At 68.8% G+C, this 21,374-nt stretch carries 21 protein-coding genes; 7 read left to right on the forward strand and 14 right to left on the reverse strand.

All coding sequences use genetic code 11. From position 1 onward, the window contains the following. The 4 genes from MKK54_RS20260 to tesB form a co-directional block, all read right to left on the reverse strand. Nucleotides 1–2,232, reverse strand: a 2,232-nt coding sequence (locus MKK54_RS20260; RefSeq protein WP_244013585.1) for a DNA translocase FtsK, incomplete at its 3' end; no start/stop codon positions are given. A 230-nt stretch (nt 2,233–2,462) separates the two neighbouring features. After that, nucleotides 2,463–3,968: an ammonium transporter gene (locus MKK54_RS20265; RefSeq protein ID WP_244013587.1), complete on the reverse strand. Its 1,506-nt coding sequence runs from the start codon at nt 3,966–3,968 to the stop codon at nt 2,463–2,465. A 106-nt stretch (nt 3,969–4,074) separates the two neighbouring features. Next, a complete protein-coding gene (locus MKK54_RS20270; protein ID WP_244013589.1) occupies nt 4,075–4,413 on the reverse strand; it encodes a P-II family nitrogen regulator in 339 nt (112 codons plus the stop codon). Between the two features lie 337 nt (nt 4,414–4,750). Continuing rightward, nucleotides 4,751–5,629 carry an acyl-CoA thioesterase II gene (gene tesB, locus MKK54_RS20275; RefSeq protein ID WP_244013591.1) on the reverse strand — a complete coding sequence of 293 codons (879 nt, stop codon included), beginning with the start codon at nt 5,627–5,629 and terminating at the stop codon, nt 4,751–4,753. 239 nt (nt 5,630–5,868) lie between these two features. Here tesB and MKK54_RS20280 point away from each other — a divergent pair, with 239 nt between their 5' ends. Continuing rightward, the gene (locus MKK54_RS20280) at nt 5,869–7,140 is read left to right on the forward strand and encodes an FAD-dependent monooxygenase (RefSeq protein WP_244013594.1); all 1,272 of its coding nucleotides are present in this window, start codon (nt 5,869–5,871) and stop codon (nt 7,138–7,140) included. Between the two features lie 97 nt (nt 7,141–7,237). On the opposite strand, the gene ppa is transcribed toward MKK54_RS20280, so the two are convergent. The 3 genes from ppa to MKK54_RS20295 form a co-directional block, all read right to left on the reverse strand. Next, on the reverse strand, nt 7,238–7,786 hold the full coding sequence (gene ppa, locus MKK54_RS20285; RefSeq protein WP_244013596.1) for an inorganic diphosphatase: 549 nt from the start codon (nt 7,784–7,786) through the stop codon (nt 7,238–7,240). A 126-nt stretch (nt 7,787–7,912) separates the two neighbouring features. Then, a complete protein-coding gene (locus tag MKK54_RS20290) occupies nt 7,913–8,242 on the reverse strand; it encodes a hypothetical protein (protein WP_244013598.1) in 330 nt (109 codons plus the stop codon). 85 nt (nt 8,243–8,327) lie between these two features. Then, complete coding sequence (locus tag MKK54_RS20295) at nt 8,328–8,834, reverse strand: GNAT family N-acetyltransferase (protein ID WP_244013600.1); 507 nt, start codon at nt 8,832–8,834, stop codon at nt 8,328–8,330. Nucleotides 8,835–9,047: 213 nt separating this feature from the next. Between MKK54_RS20295 and MKK54_RS20300 the strand changes: the two genes are divergently transcribed. Continuing rightward, nucleotides 9,048–9,773, forward strand: coding sequence for a fused DSP-PTPase phosphatase/NAD kinase-like protein (locus tag MKK54_RS20300; RefSeq protein WP_244013602.1), 726 nt, complete (start codon nt 9,048–9,050; stop codon nt 9,771–9,773). 110 nt (nt 9,774–9,883) lie between these two features. Here MKK54_RS20300 and MKK54_RS20305 read toward each other — a convergent pair whose 3' ends face one another. From MKK54_RS20305 to MKK54_RS20325, 5 genes are all read right to left on the reverse strand, one after another. Next, nucleotides 9,884–10,081: a hypothetical protein gene (locus MKK54_RS20305; RefSeq protein ID WP_244013604.1), complete on the reverse strand. Its 198-nt coding sequence runs from the start codon at nt 10,079–10,081 to the stop codon at nt 9,884–9,886. A 198-nt stretch (nt 10,082–10,279) separates the two neighbouring features. Continuing rightward, nucleotides 10,280–10,480, reverse strand: coding sequence for a hypothetical protein (locus MKK54_RS20310; protein ID WP_244013606.1), 201 nt, complete (start codon nt 10,478–10,480; stop codon nt 10,280–10,282). A gap of 145 nt (nt 10,481–10,625) precedes the next feature. Then, nucleotides 10,626–11,912 carry an oxalate/formate MFS antiporter gene (gene oxlT / locus MKK54_RS20315; protein ID WP_244013609.1) on the reverse strand — a complete coding sequence of 429 codons (1,287 nt, stop codon included), beginning with the start codon at nt 11,910–11,912 and terminating at the stop codon, nt 10,626–10,628. Nucleotides 11,913–12,201: 289 nt separating this feature from the next. Continuing rightward, nucleotides 12,202–13,059 (reverse strand): prephenate dehydratase, encoded by an 858-nt coding sequence (locus tag MKK54_RS20320; RefSeq protein ID WP_244013612.1) that lies wholly within the window; start codon nt 13,057–13,059, stop codon nt 12,202–12,204. Between the two features lie 89 nt (nt 13,060–13,148). Further along, the gene (locus MKK54_RS20325) at nt 13,149–13,892 is read right to left on the reverse strand and encodes a 3-deoxy-manno-octulosonate cytidylyltransferase (protein ID WP_244013614.1); all 744 of its coding nucleotides are present in this window, start codon (nt 13,890–13,892) and stop codon (nt 13,149–13,151) included. 308 nt (nt 13,893–14,200) lie between these two features. Here MKK54_RS20325 and MKK54_RS20330 point away from each other — a divergent pair, with 308 nt between their 5' ends. After that, on the forward strand, nt 14,201–15,097 hold the full coding sequence (locus MKK54_RS20330; RefSeq protein ID WP_244013616.1) for a c-type cytochrome: 897 nt from the start codon (nt 14,201–14,203) through the stop codon (nt 15,095–15,097). 97 nt (nt 15,098–15,194) lie between these two features. On the opposite strand, the gene MKK54_RS20335 is transcribed toward MKK54_RS20330, so the two are convergent. Together MKK54_RS20335 and MKK54_RS20340 are read right to left on the reverse strand one after the other, a co-directional pair. Beyond that, a complete protein-coding gene (locus MKK54_RS20335; RefSeq protein WP_244013618.1) occupies nt 15,195–15,530 on the reverse strand; it encodes a type II toxin-antitoxin system PemK/MazF family toxin in 336 nt (111 codons plus the stop codon). Then, nucleotides 15,523–15,765, reverse strand: coding sequence for a hypothetical protein (locus tag MKK54_RS20340; RefSeq protein WP_244013620.1), 243 nt, complete (start codon nt 15,763–15,765; stop codon nt 15,523–15,525). The genes MKK54_RS20335 and MKK54_RS20340 overlap by 8 nt, the downstream gene beginning before the upstream one ends. 260 nt (nt 15,766–16,025) lie before the next feature. On the opposite strand from MKK54_RS20340, the gene MKK54_RS20345 reads away from it, so the two are divergent. The 4 genes from MKK54_RS20345 to MKK54_RS20360 are packed head-to-tail and all read left to right on the forward strand — an operon-like array spanning nt 16,026 to nt 21,372. After that, a complete protein-coding gene (locus MKK54_RS20345; protein WP_244014603.1) occupies nt 16,026–17,909 on the forward strand; it encodes an extracellular solute-binding protein in 1,884 nt (627 codons plus the stop codon). Further along, complete coding sequence (locus MKK54_RS20350) at nt 17,906–19,759, forward strand: extracellular solute-binding protein (protein WP_244013622.1); 1,854 nt, start codon at nt 17,906–17,908, stop codon at nt 19,757–19,759. The genes MKK54_RS20345 and MKK54_RS20350 overlap by 4 nt, the downstream gene beginning before the upstream one ends. 9 nt (nt 19,760–19,768) lie before the next feature. Next, on the forward strand, nt 19,769–20,872 hold the full coding sequence (locus MKK54_RS20355; RefSeq protein ID WP_244013624.1) for a microcin C ABC transporter permease YejB: 1,104 nt from the start codon (nt 19,769–19,771) through the stop codon (nt 20,870–20,872). Then, nucleotides 20,869–21,372 (forward strand): GNAT family N-acetyltransferase, encoded by a 504-nt coding sequence (locus MKK54_RS20360; RefSeq protein WP_244013627.1) that lies wholly within the window; start codon nt 20,869–20,871, stop codon nt 21,370–21,372. Before MKK54_RS20355 ends, MKK54_RS20360 begins: the two co-directional genes overlap by 4 nt. Nucleotides 21,373–21,374 lie beyond the last annotated feature (2 nt).

The raw sequence follows: 21,374 nt of genomic DNA on the forward strand, positions 1-21,374 counted from the left end.
GGCGCCCATCTCGCCCAGGATCGTGCGGCTGTCGATCTTGCTGGTCACCTGGAAGGAGATCCGGGTCGGGAAGTTCGCCTTGATCGTGCCCGTGATCACGTCCACCGACGGACGCTGCGTGGCCATGATCAGGTGGATGCCGGCCGCGCGTGCCATCTGGGCCAGACGCTGGATCGCCCCCTCGATGTCCTTGCCCGCCACCATCATCAGGTCGGCCATCTCGTCGACCACGATCACGATGTAGGGCAGCGCCGAGAGGTCCATCTCCTCCGTCTCGTAGACGGCCTCGCCGGTCTCCCGGTCGAAGCCCGTCTGCACGGTCCGGGTCAGGATCTCGCCGCGCCCGCGCGCCTCGGCGAGGCGGGCATTGAAGCCGTCGATGTTGCGCACACCGACCTTCGACATCTTCTTGTAGCGCTCCTCCATCTCGCGCACGGCCCATTTGAGGGCGATCACCGCCTTCTTCGGGTCGGTGACGACGGGCGAGAGCAGGTGCGGGATGCCGTCATAGACCGACAGTTCCAGCATCTTGGGGTCGACCATGATGAGACGGCACTCCTCCGGCTTCATCCGGTAGAGGAGCGACAGGATCATTGTGTTGATCGCCACCGACTTGCCCGAGCCCGTGGTGCCCGCCACCAGCAGGTGGGGCATCTTGGCGAGATCGGCGATGATCGGCTCGCCGCCGATGTTCTTGCCCAGGCACAGGGCGAGGCTCTGCTTCGTCTCGGCGAAATCGGCAGAAGCGAGGAGTTCGCGCAGATAAACGGTCTCGCGCCGCGCATTCGGCAACTCGATGCCGATGGCGTTGCGGCCGGGCACGACCGCGACGCGGGCCGAGACCGCCGACATCGAGCGGGCGATGTCGTCGGCGAGCGAGATCACGCGGCTCGACTTGGTGCCGGGCGCAGGCTCCAGTTCGTAGAGCGTCACGACGGGACCGGGCCGCACCGCGAGGATGTCGCCGCGCACGCCAAAATCGCTGAGCGTCGCCTCCAGCAGGGTCGCGTTCTGCTCCAGGGCCTCCGACGAGATCTGGCTCGATGCGGGCAGGCGCGGCGCGTCGGCGAGGAGTTCCAGCGCGGGGTGCCGGTAATTCTCCGCATCCGGGTGCGGCGGCGGGGCGGCCCGGCGGACCGGGGCCGGAGCGGGCGGCGGCGATGGCGGAGCCACGCGCGAGCGGGCCGGCGCCGGAGTCTCGTCCTCGTGGGGTTCGTAGCGGTCGTCGGCCTCGTCCGCATCCTCGTCGTGCAGGATAGGAGCGGGTCGACGCTGCGGCACCGGCGCCGCCTGGGGACCTGGTTCGAAGACCGGCTCGCGCCGTCCGTCCGGAGAGGCGGCCGGGCGGGCGGCGGGCGCCTGCGTCGCCCAAGGCGCGTCCTCGGGAGCCGCGAAGGCACGCTGCGCCGCGAGAGCCGGCGAGGCCCCCGCATAGGCGAGCGCGGTCGCGGCCGCGGCGCGCTCGGCGCGCCAATCGCCGATCCGGGCCGCCAACGCGGCCCGTCCACCCATGACGGCCTGGGCCATGGCACCGAGGGAGACGATGCCGAGGCTCGGCTCGTCGTCCTCGTAGCGCCCATCGTGGCTGGTATCCGGACGCCCGCGTCCGGTCTGGCGAGCCGGGACGGCCGGGGGATCGTAGGCATCCTCCTCCTCGGCTTCGGCTTCGCCGACCCGGCAGGCCCCGGTGAGGCAGAGAATCGCGACGCCCGCGAACAGGAAGCCCGCGAACCCCAGGAACGGTGTCGCGACGATGCCCAGCATGGTCCGGGCGGTATGCATCAGCGCGTCCCCGGCGACTCCGCCGAGCCCCGTGGGAAGCGGCCAGCGCGCGGTGGAGGGCAGCGCGCTCGCGACCGCGCTCGCCGCGAAGAAGCCGATGATCCAGAGGGTCAGGCGCAGGCCCCCGCGCGGGAGCATGCGCGAGCGCATGAGCTGGAGCCCCCACAAGGCCGGCGGCAGCACGAAGGCGAGCGAGCCGAGACCGAGGAGCTGCATCGCGAGGTCGGAGACCACGGCGCCGCCGGTGCCGAGGACGTTGTGGGCGGGGTGATCCGTGGCGTGGTTGAGGCTCGGGTCGTCGATCGACCACGTCGCCAGGGCGACCGTCAGCGCGGTGGCACCGGCAAACAGCACGAGACCGCCTAACTCCGTCATCCGCTTGGCCAGGAACGGGCGAAAGCTGTCGACGAAGGTGTCGTAGGGCGATGCGGAACGGCGGAGCGAGCGCATACGGAACCAGACGCGATGGGGAACTGTCCGGTAACGCTAACGTCCGTGAAGTTAACGGCTGGCTAAGGTTGAGACTTCCCTGCCGATCGCCCGGGGGATTCCTCGGTTTCGGGTGCGAGCCCGGCCCATTCACGCCCGAGCGTCACGAGCCGATTCCGTCGGTGAAACGCGAAAGGCCCCGGTCACGGGGACCGGGGCCTTCCTGGACGGCGCGTGCGCCGTCGCGGGTCTCAGTAGTTGTAGGCGCGCTCGCCGTGGTCGGCGATGTCGAGGCCTTCGCGCTCTTCGTCCTGGGTCACGCGCAGGCCGATGGTGAGATCGACGAGCTTGTACAGGATGGCGGAGCCGACGCCCGACCACACGATGGTGAAGCCGACCGCCTTGAGCTGGCTCATCAGCGCGGCCGCCGTCTCGTAGGTTCCGACCGCGAGTTCACCCGGCTTGGAGGTGTAGTCGGGCAGGCCGACGCCGCCGAACTCGGTGTTCACGAGGATACCCGTGGCGATGGCGCCCAGGATGCCGCCGATGCAGTGCACGCCGAACACGTCGAGGGAGTCGTCGTAGCCGAGCGCGTTCTTCACCGTGGAGCACATGATGAAGCAGACCGCGCCGGCGACGAGGCCGAGGACGATCGAGCCCATCGGGCCCGCGAAACCGGCGGCCGGGGTCACGGCGACGAGGCCCGCGATGGCGCCCGACAGCATGCCGAGGAGGGACGGCTTGCCCTTCAGCATCCACTCCACGAACAGCCAGGAGATGGCGGCGGCGGCGGTGGCCACGAAGGTGTTGAGCATGGCCATGGCGGCGGTGCCGTTGGACTCGAGGTTGGAGCCGGCGTTGAAGCCGAACCAGCCGACCCACAGCAGCGAGGCGCCGATGGAGGTCATGGTCAGGGAGTGCGGGGCGAGCAGGTCACGGCCGTAGCCGATGCGCTTGCCGAGCATGAGGCAGCCGACGAAGCCCGCGATACCGGCATTGATGTGCACCACGGTGCCGCCGGCGAAGTCGAGGGCGCCCCACTTGAAGAGCATGCCCGCATCGGCGTTCACCGCGTCGAGGGCCGCCTGCGCGGTGGCCTTCGAGGCGTCGTCGGTGGCGGCGGCAAGCGCCTTGGCGGCGTTGCCGACCGCATCCGGGCCGCCCCAGTACCAGACCATGTGCGCCATCGGGAAGTAGATCAGCGTGGTCCAGAGGATCATGAACACGACCAGCGCCGAGAACTTCATCCGCTCGGCGAAGGCGCCGACGATGAGGGCCGGGGTGATCATCGCGAACGTCATCTGGAAGCAGATGTAGACGTACTCGGGGATCACGACGCCGTTCGAGAAGGTGGCGACCGTGGAGTTCGGGTCGATGCCCTTCAGGAAGGCCTTCGAGAAGCCGCCGACGAAGTCGTTGAGGCCGCCGCCGTTGGTGAAGGCGAGGCTGTAGCCGAAGATCACGAACAGCAGGCAGGAGATGCAGGCGATGGCGAAGACCTGCGTCAGCACCGAGAGCATGTTCTTGGTGCGCACGAGGCCGCCGTAGAACAGCGCCAGGCCCGGCACGACCATCAGCAGCACCAGGGCGCTGGAGATGAGCATCCAGGCGGTGTCGCCCTTGTTCGGCACGGGCGCGGCGCTCGCGGCGGCCGGGACGGCCTCCGTCGTCGGCGTCTGCGCAAGGGATGGCTCGATGAACAGGAGCGCCAGCGCGGCGCCTCCCAGCCCGAGCGCCAGGGCATTGCGAAGCTTCATGGAAACGAGACTCCCGATCGCGGTGCGATGCTGATGTGGAAGGGTTGGCGGTTTCGAGGGATGGCTCGAAGGATTGCCGGACGAGGCCGCCCGGAAAGGCGCCGCCTCAGAGGGCGTCGGCGTCGGTCTCGCCGGTGCGGATGCGGACGGCCTTCTCGAGGGGAACGACGAAGATCTTGCCGTCGCCGATCTGGCCGGTGCGCGCGGCGGCGGCGATCGCGTCGATGACGCTCCCCGTCAGGTCGGCCGCGACCGCGACCTCGATCTTCAGCTTCGGCAGGAAGCTCACGGCGTACTCGGCCCCACGATAGATCTCGGTATGGCCTTTCTGGCGGCCGTAGCCCTTGACCTCGGTGACGGTGAGGCCGTGAACGCCGATGCCGGTGAGGGCGTCGCGGACCTCCTCCAGCTTGAACGGCTTGATGATGGCCATCACGATTTTCATGGGCGACGCCCCCTTGGCTTGCGAGTGAATGTGCGAGTGAATTCGGCTGTGGTGAAACGAGCGTGAGTGAAGGCCGCCGTTCGGCGCACCTCTCGGCGCGGCACGATCGGCGAAGCCGGCGCGCCGAGGTTTGCGGCCCCGTGCGCTCGCCCCACTTATTCAAGGACTATGCCAAGCGGAACTTTTTCCCGTTCCGCCATTCTGCCCAAGAAGTGGCCGCGGACTGATGGCCGAACCGGCGATCGTCCCGCCAAGTTTGCATTTCGATTGAACAAAGTGATGACGAAATAGGCACGGGAGGCCCATTGTCCTGGAGGACAGCCTCTCGACGTCGACGTCAGACCCCCGTACGGCGCGGGCGGATCATGCCTTCCTGGGCGACCGAAGCCACGAGCGTACCGTCACGGCTGAAGATCTGGCCACGCGCGAAACCACGGGCTCCCTCGGCGCTCGGGCTGTCCTGCGCGTAGAGCAGCCATTCGTCGGCGCGGAACGGACGGTGGAACCACAGGGCGTGATCCAGACTGGCGGACTGGATCTCCGGATCGAACACCGTTTGCCCGTGCGGGATCAGGGTCGCGTCGAGGAGCGTCATGTCGGAGGCGTAAGCCAGGACCGCGCGATGAACCGCCGGATCGTCCGGCAGACGGTCCACGGCCCGCATCCAGACGTGGAAGCGCGGATCGCGCGGGGCGCGGCGAAGGTAGCGCTCGATCTCGACCGGACGCAGTTCGATCGGGCGACGCCGGCCGAAATAGGAGAGGATCGGCGCCGGAATCGCCAAACCAAGGCGCTCGGCCTCCTCGGTGGCGGCGGGGGCCTCCGGAACCGCCTCGGGCGGCGGCACATCCGGCATGGCCGCCTGGTGCGAGGCACCCGCCTCGGCATCGTGATAGGAGACGGACATCGAGAAGATCGGGCGGTCGTGCTGGTGCGCCACCACCCGGCGGGTGGCGAAGCTGCGCCCGTCGCGAATGCGTTCCACCGCGTAATCGATCGGTGCCTTCGGATCGCCGCCCAACAGGAAATAGGCGTGCAGCGAGTGGGGCGGCCGACTCTCGGGCACCGTGCGCGAGGCCGCGACCAGGGCCTGTGCCACGACCTGCCCCCCGAACACCCGGAACCACCCGGTCTGCAGGCTCTCCCCTCGAAAAAGGTCCGGCCGCAGGGGCTCCAGATCGAGGATGTCGAGGAGTTCGGTGACGATGCCTGCCATTCGGCCTTCCTGGTCGATCGCTCGCCCCCGGAACGGGGTGGCCGGGGCGCCGCGCAAAATCCTTCACATGTGAACGATCTCGAAGGCAAGGTTCGAGCAGGCAAGGCTCGATGAGAGGCCGATCGCCGTGTCGCGATCCCGGACCGGATCGCGACCCTGATGCGTTGCCCCCGGCGGCCAGGAATGTCACTCCGATCGCGCAGCGAGGCTTTGTGGGCAACGGCATGAGCGGTCAGGTCATGGGTGAAACGGGGACGCGCGCGGGTCGGCGCAGCATCGTGATCGCCGGAGCCGGAATCCCGGGCCTCACCCTCGCGCTCGCCCTGGCCCAGGCGAACGGCGCCGCCCTCTCCGTGACCCTGTGCGACCCGAGCCTCGGCACCGGAGCGGCCCGCCATGCCGGGCGTGCCTATGCGGTGGCGGCCGGTGGCCGCCGCATGCTCGCGCGCCTCGGCATCTGGGAGGCGGCGAGCCGCGCGGCACAGCCCATCCGCGAGATGGTGGTGAGCGACAGCCGCCTCGCGGACCCGATCCGTCCGGTCTTTCTCACCTTCGCGCAGGATCATGCCGGCCAGGACGCCGAGGCCGATGCGCCCTTCGCCCACATGGTGGAGGCCGAGCCGCTGGCCGCGGCATTGCTGGCCGCCGCCGAGCGGGCCGGGGTGACGTTCGAGAACCACGGGATCGTCGAAGCGACGCCGGCGGGGGGCGTCACCCGCATCGCGCTGAGCGGTGGGCGGATGCTGGAAGCAGCCCTCCTCGTCGCGGCCGATGGGGGCCGATCGCGCCTGCGCGAGGCCGCCAAGATCGGCTGGGTCGGCTGGTCCTACCCGCAGATGGGTCTCGTCGCCACGATCGGCCACGCGCGCGATCACGAGGGCCGGGCCTACGAGCACTTCCTGCCGGGCGGCCCCTTCGCGATCCTGCCCCTGGTGAATGGCGGTGCCCTCGGGCACCGCTCGTCCATCGTCTGGACGGAGCGGGCCGCCGATGTGCCGGCGCTGACGGGCGGCGGTCCGGAGGAGACCTTGGCCGAGATCGAGCGGCGGTTCGGCCTCAATTTCGGGCGCCTGGTCCTGGAGCGGGGACCGAGCGCGCATCCCCTCGCCTTCGGCCTCGCCCGCAGCTTTCGGGGCGAGCGGCTGGCGCTCCTCGGAGACGCGGCGCACGTCATCCATCCGATCGCCGGCCAGGGGCTCAACCTCGGATTGGCCGGGGCCGCGGTGCTGGCGGAGGCGGTGACGGACGCCCTGCGCCTCGGCCTCGATCCCGGCAGCCGAGACGTGCTGCGGCACTACGAGCGGGAGCGCCGCTTCGACACCCTGGCGATGGGTGCGATGACGGACGGGCTCAACCGTCTGTTCTCCAACGACGTGCTGCCCCTGCGCCTCGCGCGCGATCTCGGCCTCGGCCTCGTGGACCGGCTGCCGGCGCTCAAGCGCCTGTTCATCGGCGAGGCGGCCGCCTCGCGCGGATCGCTGCCGCGCCTCCTGCGCGGCGAGGCACTCTGAAAACCAGAACGGCGACCCTCCCCGTTCGGGAAAGGTCGCCGTCGATGCCACGGTCGCAGTCCCCGTACGGGCCTGGATCGCGTTTCGTCTACCTTGCTTACTTGGCCTTGGCGGCCTTGTTGGCCTTCTCGCGCTCGATGCCCTCGAGGATCAGGCGGTGCGCCTCTTCCTTGCCGCCCCAGCGCTTGATCTTCACCCACTTGCCGGGCTCCAGATCCTTGTAGTGCTCGAAGAAGTGCTGGATCTGGTGGATCGTGATGTCGGGCAGGTCGGTGTAGTTCTCGATCCGGTCGTAGCGCATGGTCAGGTGGCGCGACGGCACGGCGATGATCTTCTCGTCCTCACCCGAATTGTCCTCCATCACGAGGACGCCGATCGGCCGGGCGCTGATGATCGCGCCGGGGGCGATGGCGCGCGTGTTGGCCACCAGCACGTCGCACGGGTCACCGTCCCCCGACAGGGTGTGGGGGATGAAGCCGTAGTTCCCCGGGTAATGCATCGCCGTATAGAGGAAGCGGTCGACGACGAGCGCACCGGCTTCCTTGTCCATCTCGTACTTGATCGGATCGCCACCGATCGGCACCTCGATGATGACGTTGACGTCGTCCGGCGGATTCTTGCCGATCGAGACCGCATCGATGATCATGACGTGTGCTCCCGGAATACGGGCGTTGAAACCCCGCTGCCCGGTCTCTTAAGGCCCTTCGGCCGTGAAGGAAATCGTCCCGTCGGCCAGGGCGCGACGTTTGCGCGAAAATGTCGGGCTCCGCCTTCAGGAACGATCCGACGGCCCGGAACGCCGCCGCCAGGCCTGGACCAGCCGCGCCCAGGCGCGCTCGATCCAGCGCGCTGCGTGCTCCAGCGGAACCTTCAGGCCCGGCACGTCCTGGGCGAGCAGGGCCAAGCCGACGGGCAGCATCCACAGGCCGAGAACGGGCAGGATCGAGAAGATGCCGCCGAGGATGAACAGGAAGGCGGCGGCGAGACGAATCCAGACGCGCGAGGGCTCGCGCAGCCAGTCGACGGCGCGGCGCAAGCGATCCGGCAGCTTCGCGCTGAGCGCGTCGACGCGCCTGTCCCAGTCCTGCGGGGTGACATTCATCCGGCGACCCGACCTCTCCCGTGACGCCCGGATCTGTCCGGGCGAGCCGGCAGGAGATGGTGTCGCTTCCACCCGTTCGCGAGGTTCAGCCGAAGCGAAACCCGATTTTCGGCAGCACTGCGCCGGCGATACGGTCGACGGAACGCGCCGCTTCGACGCCGCCGAGACCCGCGTAGAAGCTCAGCGCGCGCGCGTTCTCCTCGAGGGCCCAGACGCCCGCATCGGCGAGGCCGTGGTCGGCCAGATCGTTGCGGATGGCCCGGAACAGGCGCCGGCCGAGGCCGAGGCCCTGGTGATCGGGGCGGATATAGAGCTCGTCGATCTCGCCGGCGGCACGAAGCAGGCGCCCGCGCGCGGGTCCGTAGACGGCATAGCCGACCACCGCCTCCCCGGTATCGACCACGACGAGCGGCCGGTTGCGCTGGGCGGCCCCGAGCCACCATTGCGAGCTGCGTTGCGAGATCATCCGTTCCAGGGCGACGCCCGGAATGATCCCGCGATAGGCCTCGCGCCAGGTCTCGTCGAACAGGTCGGCGATACGGTCCGCGTCGGCCGGGCGGGCACGGCGGAGGCTGATGGTGCTCGTACGCATGACGGTTCCCCGCGCTCGAAGAAACGAATGACGGTTCGCATCGGTGTCGATCACCGCATCGGAGGTGACGATCCGGGCGAAGACAAGGCGACCTTTGCCAACGCAAGGTCGATGCCGGACATTACTCCTTGGAAGTGCCGCTGGTTTGCCGTGGCCGTGCCCCGCTGTTAGAGCCGGGCCTCGATCCCATCCCGCATCGGTACCGCCACCCCCGTGTTCAAGCGCTTCCTGACCTCCGAGATCCGCGACGCGCGCCGCATGGCGCGGATCGCCCGCTTCGAGCGGCCGATCGCCGGCCCGGTCTCGCGGGCCAAGGCCTGGGCGAACATGCTGCTGGTGGATCACGGGGTGTTCCGCCTCGCCTACCTGAACCGGCACCGGATCGGCCAGGGCAAGGTCTGGCGCTCGGCACAGCCGACGCCGCATCAGCTGGCCTGGTTCAAGCGGCAGGGGGTGCGCACGGTGATCTCGCTCCGGGGCGGGCGCGAGCACGGCTCCTGGCCTCTCCAGCGGGAGGCCTGCGAGCGCCAGGGCCTGACCCTGGTCGAATTCGTCCTGCGCTCGCGTGAGGCCCCTTCGCGCGAGACCATCCTGGCGGCGAAGGCGTTCTTCGACGGGGTCGAGTATCCGGCGATCATGCATTGCAAGTCGGGGGCGGACCGGGCCGGGCTCGGCGCCGCCCTCTACCTGATCCTGCACGAGAAGCTGCCGGTGGCCGAGGCGATGGGCCAGCTCTCGGCGCGGTACGGCCATTTCCGCTTCGCCAAGACGGGTATCCTGGACGCGTTCTTCGCGCTCTACCGGCGCGAGGGCGAGGCGAAGGGGCTCGATTTCCTGACCTGGGTCGAGACGGACTACGATCCGGAAGCCCTCAAGCGCTCGTTCCGTCCGGGATTCTGGTCGGATCTGGTGGTCGACCGGATCATCAAGCGGGAATAGCCGGAAAAAAACCCGCCGCGGCGAAGCCGGGCGGGCGCGGTCGATGCCATGATCGACGTCATCCGATATTGGATCGCGGGGCCGGTCGGCGACCCCGCGACGGCCTGCGCTCAGGCGGCGAGACGGACGGCCGACGACGGCGCGTTCTCGTTGCCGGCGATGAAGCGGCCGGAAGTCGACAGCGGACCGCTCTTCGGCGTCAGGGCATTGGCGGCGATGAAGACCAGCGAGACGTTCAAGGCAGCGGCGGCGGCAACGAAGAGAGCGATCATCGGAAGGTGTCCCAGAGCAGGTGCGATGAGCCGCATATGGCACCGCACCATTCGCGCTGGTATACCAAATTCTACACACCACCCATGCAGGCATCGCATCGCGATCCCCCTCAGAGCGTCGTCACCCGCGTTCGACGGCGTCCTGTGCATCGGAAGGCTGAGTCCGGCGCAACGCTTCCATTCGCGATGAGCGCGGAGGCGGGGTTCGGGAACACCGCATGCCGCATTGCGAAATCAGTTCGTCGCGAGGCCCTCGATCATCGCCTCGAAGGAGGCCCTATCGACCAACGTGTCGCCGAACAGGACCACGAGCGTCAGGATCAAACCGACGCAGCTCAGGTAGACCAGCAGGAACAAGTCCTTGTTCTTGCTCGTCGCGAGGACGATCCCGGCGAACGGGAGACTTTGGAGGGTGAGCGTCGCTGCGATGTTCATGCCCGGCCTCGACCCCTATCCGCGCGATTGCCCGGTCGACCATTCCGGCGGGCCAGGTCGGCCCACCGGACTCTCGGTATCGTCTCACCGGCCGATCGGTTGCAACCGCGACGGGCTGGCGGGCGCGGGCCCGGACGAAGCCCGTTCAGGCCAGCCGGACCGGCTGCGACGCGAGGGGGAGCTCGACGCCGTCCTCGGTGAGGAAGCGGGACCGCATCGGCTTCAGGACGAACATCGCCAGGATCGCCGCGACGACGTTGAGCCCGATGATGATCGAGAACACCGCCGACCAGCCATAGGTGGCCGAGATCACGCTCGCGATCGGCACCAGGAAGGAGGCGGTGCCCTTCGCGGTGTAGAGCAGGCCGGCATTGGTGGTCGCGAACTTCGAGCCGAACGTGTCGCCGCAGGTGGCCGGAAACAACGAGTAGATCTCGCCGAACACCCCGAAATAGACCGCCGTGGCGAAGACGAAGACCAGCGGATGAGTGCCGTAGGTCAGCAGGGTGATGATGGCCAGAGCCGCGATCGAGAAGGCGATGAACATGGTGTTCTCGCGTCCGAGATTATCGGAGACGAAGCCGAAGAACGGCCGCCCGAAGCCATCGAAGATCCGGTCGAGGGAAATCGCGAAGGTGAGCGCCGCCATCTGCAGGCCGAAGAGGCTGACCGGCACGTCCGCGACCTTGAAGTCGTGGGCGATCGGGGCGATCTGCGCCGCCGCCATCAGGCCGCCGGAGGCCACCATCACGAAGATCACGTACATCAGCCAGAAGACCGGGGTGCGCACCACCTCGCGCGGGGTCCGGTCGATCCGGGTCTGGGGCAGGCGCAGGGTCTTGCGCTGGACCGGCACGGCCAGCGACGGCTTGCGCAGGAAGAACGAGAGCAGGACGACGATCGCGCCCTGGCCGAGGCCGAAGGTCAGGAAGGCATCCTGGTAGCCGCTGGTGGCGATCATCTTGGCGATCGGGATCACGGTGACGGCGGCGCCCGCTCCGAAACCGGCCGCCGTGGCGCCGGCGGCGAGGCCGCGCCGGTGCGGGAACCACTTCAGCGCGTTGCCGACGCAGGTGCCGTAGACGGAGCCGGCTCCGATGCCGCCGACGACGGAGGCCGCGTAGAGCAGGAAGAGCGAGTCCGCGTGCGCGTTGATGAACCAGGCCAGCGCGATCATCACGCCGCCGAAGCAGACGACGATGCGCGGGCCGTAGCGGTCGACGAACCAGGCCTCGACCGGGACCAGCCAGGTCTCGGTGGCGACGAAGATCGTGAAGGCGAACTGGATGGCGGCGCGGCCCCAGTGAAACTTGGCGTCGATCGGGTCGACGAAGAGGGTCCAGCCGTATTGGAGATTGGCGATCATCGCCATGCAGAGCACGCCGAAGGCAAGCTGCCACCACTTGGCGGACGGTGAGTCCTGACGTTCCATCCCGGATTCCTTCTCGATCGGATTCTTCGTGCCGACCGCGACACCATGCACCAAAATTCTTTGTATGCAATATACCAGGGAATGAAATGTGATTCAGAACGTGCGGCCGACACAAAGCGCGATGGCGTCGGCAGGATCGTGCAACGCAGGGGCGTGACGTCGGATCGAACGCGCGTCGAGGCTCGCCGGACGCCGCCGGCCTTCACGGTCCGGACCCGGCGAGAACGGAGGTGCCCGGCCCGCGCGGGCGCGGCTCAGTCGCCTCCGCTTCGATCGGGCGGAAGCCGTCTCACTCCGCTGCGACGCGGCTCGCCTCGCGGTAGGGATGAGCCGGATAGGTTCCGATGATCCGAACCTCCCGCGAGAAGTAGGCGAGTTCGGCGAGCGCGCGGGACAGGCCGGGCTCGTCCGGGTGGCCGTCGACCTCGGCGTAGAACTGCGTGGCCGAGAATTGGCCCTCGACCATGTAGCTCTCGAGCTTCGACATGTTGACGCCGTTCGTGGCGAAGCCGCCGAGCGCCTTGTAGAGCGCGGCCGGGATGTTGCGGACCCGGAAGACGAAGCTGGTGACGACAGGACCGGATTCGGGCTCGACCGCCTCGGGCTCGGGCGAGAACACGACGAAGCGGGTGGTGTTGTGGCTCTCGTCCTCGACGTCGCGGGCCAGGATGTCGAGGCCGTAGACCTCCGCCGCGAGGGCCGGCGCCAGGGCGGCCCGGCTCGGATCGCCGGCTTCCGCGATCTCGCGGGCGGCGCCGGCCGTGTCGCCGGCCACCACGGGCCGGAGGCCGAGGCGCCGGATGATCTTGCGGCACTGGCCCAGGGCATGGACGTGGGTGTGCACGCTCTTCAGGGCGTCGACGGGCGTGCCGGGCAGGACCATCAGCTGGAAGTGGATCGGCAGGAAATGCTCGGCCACGATGTGCAGGCCCGAGGTCGGGATGAGGTGGTGGATGTCCGCGACGCGGCCCGCGATCGAGTTCTCGATCGGGATCATGGCCCGCGCCGCGCGGCCCTCCTTCACCGCCGCGAAGGCGTCCTCGAAGCTCGGGCACGGCAGCGGCGTCCAGTCCGGGTAAGCCTGGGCGCAGATGATGTGGGAATTCGCGCCGGGCTCGCCCTGATAGGAGATCGTGCGTTGGGGCATGGCGGACCTGTCTTGTTCCGGACTTCGTGCGACGTCCGCGTGATCGCTTGGCCACGCGGGACGTCGGCTTGGCTCGGGCGGACGCCGTATCAGTTCAGCCGGCGGGCCGCCAGGATGGCGCGTGCGCGCTCCAGGTCGGCGGGCGTGTCGACGCCGAGCGGCAGATCGTCGACCACGATGGCGTCGATGCGCATGCCCGCCTCCAGGGCGCGGAGCTGTTCGAGCTTCTCGCGCGTCTCCAGCTCGCCGGGCGGCAGGGCCATGAACCGCGCCAGCGCCTTCCGGCGATACGCGTAGAGGCCGATGTGATGATAGAGCGGCCCCTCCCCCCACGGCGCTTCGGCGCGGGTGAAATAGAGCGCGCGCAGGCGGCGGGTGCCGACGGCGTGACCGATGAGCTTGACCACGTTCGGGTCGCGCCGCTCGGCCTCGTGGGTGATGATCGCGCAGAGGGTCGCGATGTCCACCGAGCGGTCGGCAAGCGGCAGGATCGCGGCGCCGATGATGCCCGGATCGATGGTGGGCAGGTCGCCCTGCACGTTCACGACGACGTCGTGATTGCCCTGCGGATCGATGATCTCCAGGGCTTCCGCAAGGCGGTCGGAGCCGGAGGGATGATCGGGTCGCGTCATCACCGCGAGGCCGCCGACGGCCTCGATGGCCTCGACGATGGCGGGCGTATCCGTGGCCACGACCACGGGCCCGATGCCGGCCTCCACGGCGCGGCGCCAGACATGGACGATCATCGGCTCCCCGGCCAGATCCGCCATCGGCTTGTTCGGCAGGCGGGTCGCGGCCATGCGCGCGGGAATGAGGACGAGGGGATCGGACATCGCGCTTCTGACCCTGCTCCGGCTAGCGCCGGTGCTTAACAGCGGCGGTCCGGGTTGTCATGCCGGTCGCCCCTCGGAGCCGAACGAGGGCGCGAACGTCTCGAGACGGCGAGGAAGCGAGTGAGGAAACTGGGCGACACTCCCCGCTCTGCGACGACGCGAACGTCGAGTCCGCCCGAGTCCAGCATTGTCAAGGTCGGGCTTCAGCGGCTAAGCACCCTCGACCGTTTCCAAAGTTCGGCCCATCAGGCGCCGCACTTCGCCCTGACCCCTATCCCCTCAGGCCGGCCGCACCGGAGTTGTCGAGAATGGACTCTTTCGAGCTGAACAAGGTCGCGGGTGCCGCGCTCGGCGCGCTGCTGTTCGCCGTGGGGTCGGGCTTCGTCGCCGAACTGATCTATCACCCGAAGCCCGCGGGCCCGGCTGGCTACGCGCTCCCTGAGCCGCAGGCGAAGGCGGGCGGCGGCGCGGCGCCGGAGGCCAAGGCCGAGCCCCTGCCCATCCGCCTCGCCAGCGCCAGCGCCGACAAGGGACAGGCCGCCGCCAAGAAGTGCGCCTCCTGCCACAGCTTCGAGAAGGGCGGCCCGAACAAGGTCGGCCCGCATCTCTGGGGTGTCGTCGACCGTCAGCGCGCGCACGAGCCCGGCTTCGAGTACTCTGCCGCCCTGAAGGAGAAGGGCGGCACCTGGACCTACGACGAGCTCGACCACTTCCTGACCAATCCGAAGGGCTACGTCCCCGGCACCAAGATGGCGTTCGCCGGCATCTCCTCGCCGACCGAGCGTGCCGACGTGATCACGTACCTGCGCACTCTCGCCGACACCCCGGCCCCGCTGCCGGCCGTGGAGAAGAAGGCCGAGGCCGAGAAGCCGGCCGATACCAAGCCGGCAGCGGCCGATGCCAAGCCGGCGGACAAGCCGGCCGAGGCGAAGGCCGCCCCGGATTCGAAGCCCGCCGCCGAGGTCCGGCGCGAGGAGACCGCGAAGGATGCGGGGCAGAAGGGCTCGGACAAGGCGAAACCGTCCGAGGACCAGAAGCCTGAAGTGAACGTTCCGGGCACCGCCGCCAAGCCGACCGTCGCGGGTGAGGACGCCAACAAGCCGGCCTCCGTGAAGCCCGCCGACGACACCCCGGTCCAGGCGTCCCCCGCTGCGCCCTCGGAGCCCGCTACGACCGTGCCGGCCGAGAAACCCGCGCAGCCGTAAGCGGCGGGCATCGGGCGATCAGACGAGGCCGGGCATCGCCTGGCCTTTTTTCGTTTGGCACGGGGACGTCGCGATCACCGCGCCGCGTCCGCCTCGATCAGCGATCGAGATCCAGGAAAAATCGCACAGCTTCGTCGAGCCGACGCATGTATTCGTCTTCTAGACGCCCGACCGTGTCTTTGATCTTGGCACGCGGCACGGTCACGATCTTGTCGACCTGGATCTGACTGGGCTCGCGAAGTCCGTTGACTCGACTCGGCTGCACGTCGACGCGCAGCATGGGAGCGCCGAAAACGCGTTCGCTCGTCATCAAGCACAGCGTGACACTGTCGGTTTCGAGAAAATCGTCGCCCTGGATGACGACGCAGGGACGCGGCTTGCTGGTGTAGCTTCCCTTGACGGTGAGGATCACGATCCCTTGCCGCTCAACCATGGTCGAGATCCTGCACGTCGGAGATCAGGGCATTGGTTTCCCTGGCATCGCTCGCAGCAGAGACTAGGCGGCTCTGGCGGCGCGCTTCCTTGCGACGGCTTTCCCTGACGTATTCCTCGACGAGCATGCGCAACGCCCCGGACGGGGTCGTGCTGTCCCGCCGCGCGGCGTCCGCGAAAGCCTGCTTGAGACGTTCGTCCAACCGCACTTGCAGGATCGTGCTGTCACGTGCCACGCCCTGCTCCTCTGTATGATCCAATCTGTCCTACATTTCAGCATACATGTCGGCAACGATGGACGAAAGCCTGAGGGCTCGGCCTCGCGGCCGCTGCAGACATACGAACTGTGGCGCCGGCGATGCGGACCATCCTTCCGTCATGCGCGCACACGCCCGCTTGGCGTTCGCCACGGGTCCGTCCTAGAACGTGCGCCTGCCGTCGCCGGTGCGGCGGTGGGCCCCCCGCGACCCCGGAATCCGGAGACCGCCAGCCCGTGATGCGACCAGCCCTGATCGGACGCCTTCTCGCCGCCCTCGCCTTCCTGGCCTGGGGCCTGCCCGCCCGGGCGGCGCCCGATCCGGAACCCGCGGCGCCGCAGGGTGCCTGGATGCACGCGGTCACGCTGATGGGCGCGCCGAAATACGGTCCCGATTTCAAGCACTTCGAGTATGCGGACCCGAACGCCCCGAAGGGCGGTCTCGTTCGCCTCGGCGCGCAGGGCGGCTTCGACAACTTCAACTACGTGGTCGCGGGTCTGAAGGGCGATCTCGAGGGCGGGATCGTCCAGATCTACGATACGCTGATGACGGAATCGGCCGACGAACCGTTCACCTCCTACGGCCTCCTGGCCGAGGGCGTGCGCCTGGCGGACGACCTCTCGTCCGTCTCCTATCGCCTGCGCGAGGGCGCGCATTGGCACGACGGCAAGCCGGTGACGCCCGAGGACGTGGTCTGGTCCTTCGATACTCTGAAGGCCAATAGCCCGTTCTACTCGGCCTATTATCAGACCGTGACCAAGGCGGCGGTGACGGGCCCGCGCGAGGTGACCTTCACCTTCTCGGAATCCGGCAACCGGGAGTTGCCGCAGGTTCTGGGACAGCTGCGCATCCTGCCCAAGCACTGGTGGACGGGCACGGACGCGCAGGGGCGCCCCCGCGACGCCACCCAGACCACCCTGGAGATTCCTCTTGGCTCCGGCCCGTACCGGCTGGCGAAGTTCGAGGCCGGGCGCAGCGCCACCTACGAGCGCGTGGCGGATTACTGGGGCAAGGACCTGCCGGTGAATGCCGGCCGCAACAATTTCGGCACGATGCGCAACGAGTACTTTCGCGATGCGACGGTGCTGATCGAGGCGTTGAAGGGCGACCTCTTCGACTTTCGGACCGAGAACGTGGCCCGCAACTGGGCCACTGCCTACGATTCCTTCCCCGCCGTGAAGGAGGGCCGCCTGATCAAGGAGGAGTTCCCCGATCGCGGCAACGGCAACATGCAGGCCTTCGTCTTCAACACGCGCCGGCCGAAATTCGCCGATCCGCGCGTGCGCCGGGCCTTCAACCTCGCGATGAACTTCGAGGAGATGAACCGCTCGTTGTTCTTCGGCCTCTACAAGCGGATCGACTCCTATTATTTCGGCTCGGAACTGGCCTCCTCGGGCCTGCCCGAGGGCGACGAACGCGCGATCCTCGACGCCGTGAAGGACAAGGTCCCGCCCGCCGCCTTCACCACGCCCTACGCCAACCCCGTCAACGGCACGCCGGAGGCCGTGCGCGCGCATCTGCGCGAGGCGGTCGGCCTCCTGAAGCAGGCCGGCTACGAGTTGCGCAACGGGCAGATGACCGACGTGAAGAGCGGCGAGCCGCTCACCGTCGAGTTCCTGGAGTTCCAGAGCGTGTTCGAGCGGGTGGTGCTGCCCTTCGCGGCGCAGTTGAAACTCATCGGCATCAACAGCTCCCTGCGGGTGATTGACCAGGCCCAGTACCAGAACCGCCTGCGCGCCTTCGACTTCGACGTGACCACCAGTTCCTGGCCGCAATCGCTCTCGCCCGGCAACGAGCAGCGCGAGTATTGGGGCTCGGCCGCCGCCGACAAGCCCGGCTCGCGCAACCTCATCGGGATCAAGGACCCCGCCATCGACGCGCTGATCGAGCGGGTGATCTACGCGCATGACCGTCCGGGCGTCCTGGCCGCGACGCATGCCCTCGACCGGGTGCTGCTGGCCCACGACTACGTGGTTCCGCAATGGGCCTCGAACGTCTCGCGCACCCTGCGCTGGAACCGCTTCGGCCACCCGGCCGTGCTGCCGAAATACGGAAGCTCGGGCTTCCCCACCACCTGGTGGTACGACGAGGCGCTCGCGGCGAAGACCGGGGCGCCCCGGTGAGCGCCGGGCCGACCCGGCGCGCCGTCGTCGCGGGTGCCGGCGCGCTAGCCGCCACCCTGGTCCTGCCGGCCCGGGCGGCGGGGCGCGCGAGCCACGGCCTGTCGAGCTTCGGCGACCTGAAATACCCGCCCGACTTCCGGGCCTTCGACTACGTCAATCCGGACGCGCCGCGCGGCGGTCGCTTCGCCGCGCAACTCGCCTCCACGCTCGGCAACCAGGCCTCCGACACCTTCAACACCCTGAACATCTACGTCCTGCGCGGCGACGGCGCCGCCGGCATGAACCTGACCTTTGATTCGCTGATGGTCCGGGCGCTGGACGAGCCGGACGCGCTCTACGGCCTCCTCGCCCGGTCGGTGGAGGTCTCCGAGGACGGGCTCACCTACCGCTTCGCTCTGCGTCCGCAGGCGCGCTTCCACGACGGCTCGCGCCTCACCGCGCGCGACATCGCGGCCTCCCTGACGTTGCTCAAGGAGAAGGGCCACCCGGAGATCTCGCAGGTCCTCCGCGACCTCACCGAGATCGTCGCCGAGGACGACGCCACGGTGTCGCTCCGCTTCGCCGCCGGCCGAAGCCGCGATCTGCCGCTGTTCGTCGCGACCCTGCCGGTGTTCTCGGCCGCCTACTACGCCACGCGCGATTTCGAGGCCTCGTCCCTGGAGCCCCCCCTCGGCTCGGGCCCCTATCAGGTCGGGCGCCTGGAGCCGGGCCGCTTCATCGAGCTGGAGCGGGTGAAGGATTACTGGGGCGCCGAGCTGCCGGTGAATGTCGGCCAGAACAATTTCGACGCCATCCGCTACGAGTATTTTCGCGACCGGCAGGTGGCGTTCGAGGCGTTCAAGGGCGGGGCCTTCACCTTCCGCGAGGAGTTCACCGCCCGCGTCTGGGCCACGGGCTACACGTTTCCCGCCGCGCAGGAAGGCCGCGTGCGCAAGGAGGTGGTGCCGGATGCCCGCCCCTCGGGCACGCAGGGCTGGTGGCTGAACACCCGGCGCGAGGCGTTCCGCGATCCCCGCGTGCGGGAGGCGATCGGCCTGTGCTTCGACTTCGACTGGTCGAACGCCAACCTGATGTACGGCGCCTATATCCGCACCGCCTCCTACTTCGAGAATTCCGAGCTGAAGGCCAGCGGCCGGCCCTCCCCTGAGGAACTCGCGCTCCTCGACCCCATGCGCGCCGACCTGGCCGCCGAGGTGTTCGGCGAGGCCTGGAGCCCCCCGGCCTCGGACGGTTCGGGCCAGGACCGCGCGCTCCTCAGCCGCGCCGTGGCGCTCCTGCGCGAGGCCGGCTGCACCCGCGAGGGCAGCGTGATCCGCTTAGCCTCCGGCAAGCCGCTGGAGATCGAATTCCTCGACAACGACCCGGTGTTCCAGCCGGTGACGCAGCCCTTCATCCGCAACCTCGGGCTGATCGGCATCCGCGCCAGCATCCGCCTCGTGGACGCCTCGCAGTATCAGGCGCGGGTCAAGGATTTCGACTTCGACGTCACCGTCCGGCGCTTCGGCAGCGGCCTCACGCCCGGCCCCGAACTGCGCGAGGCCTACGGCGCGCGCAGCGCCGGCACGCCGGGCTCCAACAACCTCGCGGGCATCGCCAGCCCCGCCATCGACGCGCTGATCGAGCGGGTGACGGAGGCGACCTCGCGCGCGGACATGATCCACGCGGCGCGCGCCCTCGACCGCGTGCTGCGGGCCGGGCGCTACTGGGTGCCCATGTGGTACAAGGCGGATCACCGCCTCGCGCTCTGGGACGTCTACGGCCGTCCGCCCAAGGGGCCGACCTACGATCTCGGCGTGCCCGGAATCTGGTGGTACGATGCCGCCAGGGCCCGGCGCATCGGCCGAACCTGAGGAGCGCCCGTGCTCGGCTACATCCTGCGCCGCATCGCGCTCATGGTCCCGACCATCTTCGGGATCATGCTCATCACCTTCGTCATCGTGCAGTTCGCCCCGGGCGGACCCGTCGAGCGGGTGCTGGCCCAGTTGCAGGGCCAGAGCGAGGGCAGCCTCTCCCGCGTCAGCGGCGGGGCCGGCGACCTCGGAGGCGCGGCGCGCAGTTCCGGCGGGGGCGAGACGAATGCCCGCTATCGCGGGGCTCAAGGGCTCGACCCGGCCTTCATCAGGAAGCTGGAGCAGCAATTCGGCTTCGACAAGCCGGCGCCCGAGCGCTTCGCCAAGATGATCGGGGACTATGTCCGGTTCGATTTCGGCAACAGCTACTTTCGTGACGTCTCCGTGCTGCAGCTGATCCGCGAACGCCTGCCGGTGTCGATCTCGCTCGGCCTCTGGATGACGCTGATCTCCTACGCGATCTCGATTCCGCTCGGGATCCGCAAGGCGGTGCATGACGGCTCGCGCTTCGACCTCTGGACCTCGACGGTCGTCATCATCGGCTACGCGATTCCGAGCTTCCTGTTCGGCATCGCGCTGATCATCCTGTTCGCGGGCGGCTCGTTCGTGCAGATCTTCCCGATCCGGGGGCTCACCAGCGAGAACTTCGACTCCCTGAGCCTCTGGGGCAAGGCGGTCGATTACGCGTGGCACATGGCGCTGCCGCTCGCCGCCCTGGTGCTCGGCGCCTTCGCCACCTCGACGCTGCTGACGAAGAACTCCTTCCTCGACGAGATCCGCAAGCAGTACGTGCTCACCGCGCGCATGAAGGGCCTGTCCGAGCGCCGGGTGCTCTACGGGCACGTCTTCCGCAACGCCATGCTCATCGTCATCGCGGGCTTCCCGGCGGCCTTCATCTCGGCCTTCTTCACCGGCTCGCTCCTGATCGAGACGATCTTCTCGCTGGACGGGCTCGGGCTCCTGTCTTTCACCTCGATCGTCGGGCGCGACTACCCCGTGGTGTTCGCGACCCTCTATATCTTCTCCCTGCTGGGGCTTGCGGTGAACCTGCTCTCCGACCTGATCTACACCTGGATCGACCCGCGCATCGACTTCTCGGCGCGGGCCACGTGACCGCCCTGTCCCTGGTCATCCGGCACGAGCACGCGAACGATGCCGAGGCGATCGAGCGCCTGCACGCCCGCGCCTTCGGGCCCGGCCGGTTCGCCCGCACCGCCTATCGCCTGCGCGAGGGCACGGCGCCGATCGCCGGGCTCTGCTTCACCGCCATGGTGGCGACCTACCTCGTCGGTTCGATCCGGATCGGCCCGGCGGAGGCGGGCGGCCGATTGCTGGTGCTGGGGCCGCTCGCCGTCGATCCGAGTTTCGAGGGGCGCGGCATCGGCGCGTCCCTGATGACGGCCTGCCTCGACGCCGCGACGGAGGCTGGGCACGGCCTCGTGATCCTCATCGGCGACGCGCCCTATTACCGGCGCTTCGGCTTCGCCCCGATCCCACCAGGACGCCTGAACCCGCCCTCTCCCGTCGATCCCGCCCGGTTCCTCTGGCGTGAGCTTCATGCGGGCGCGGCCGCGACGGTCGCGGGGAACGTCACGGCCCTGCGCGCGCGTTGACC

This window comes from Methylobacterium sp. J-068 (assembly GCF_022829445.1).
Classification (GTDB): Bacteria; Pseudomonadota; Alphaproteobacteria; order Rhizobiales; family Beijerinckiaceae; genus Methylobacterium.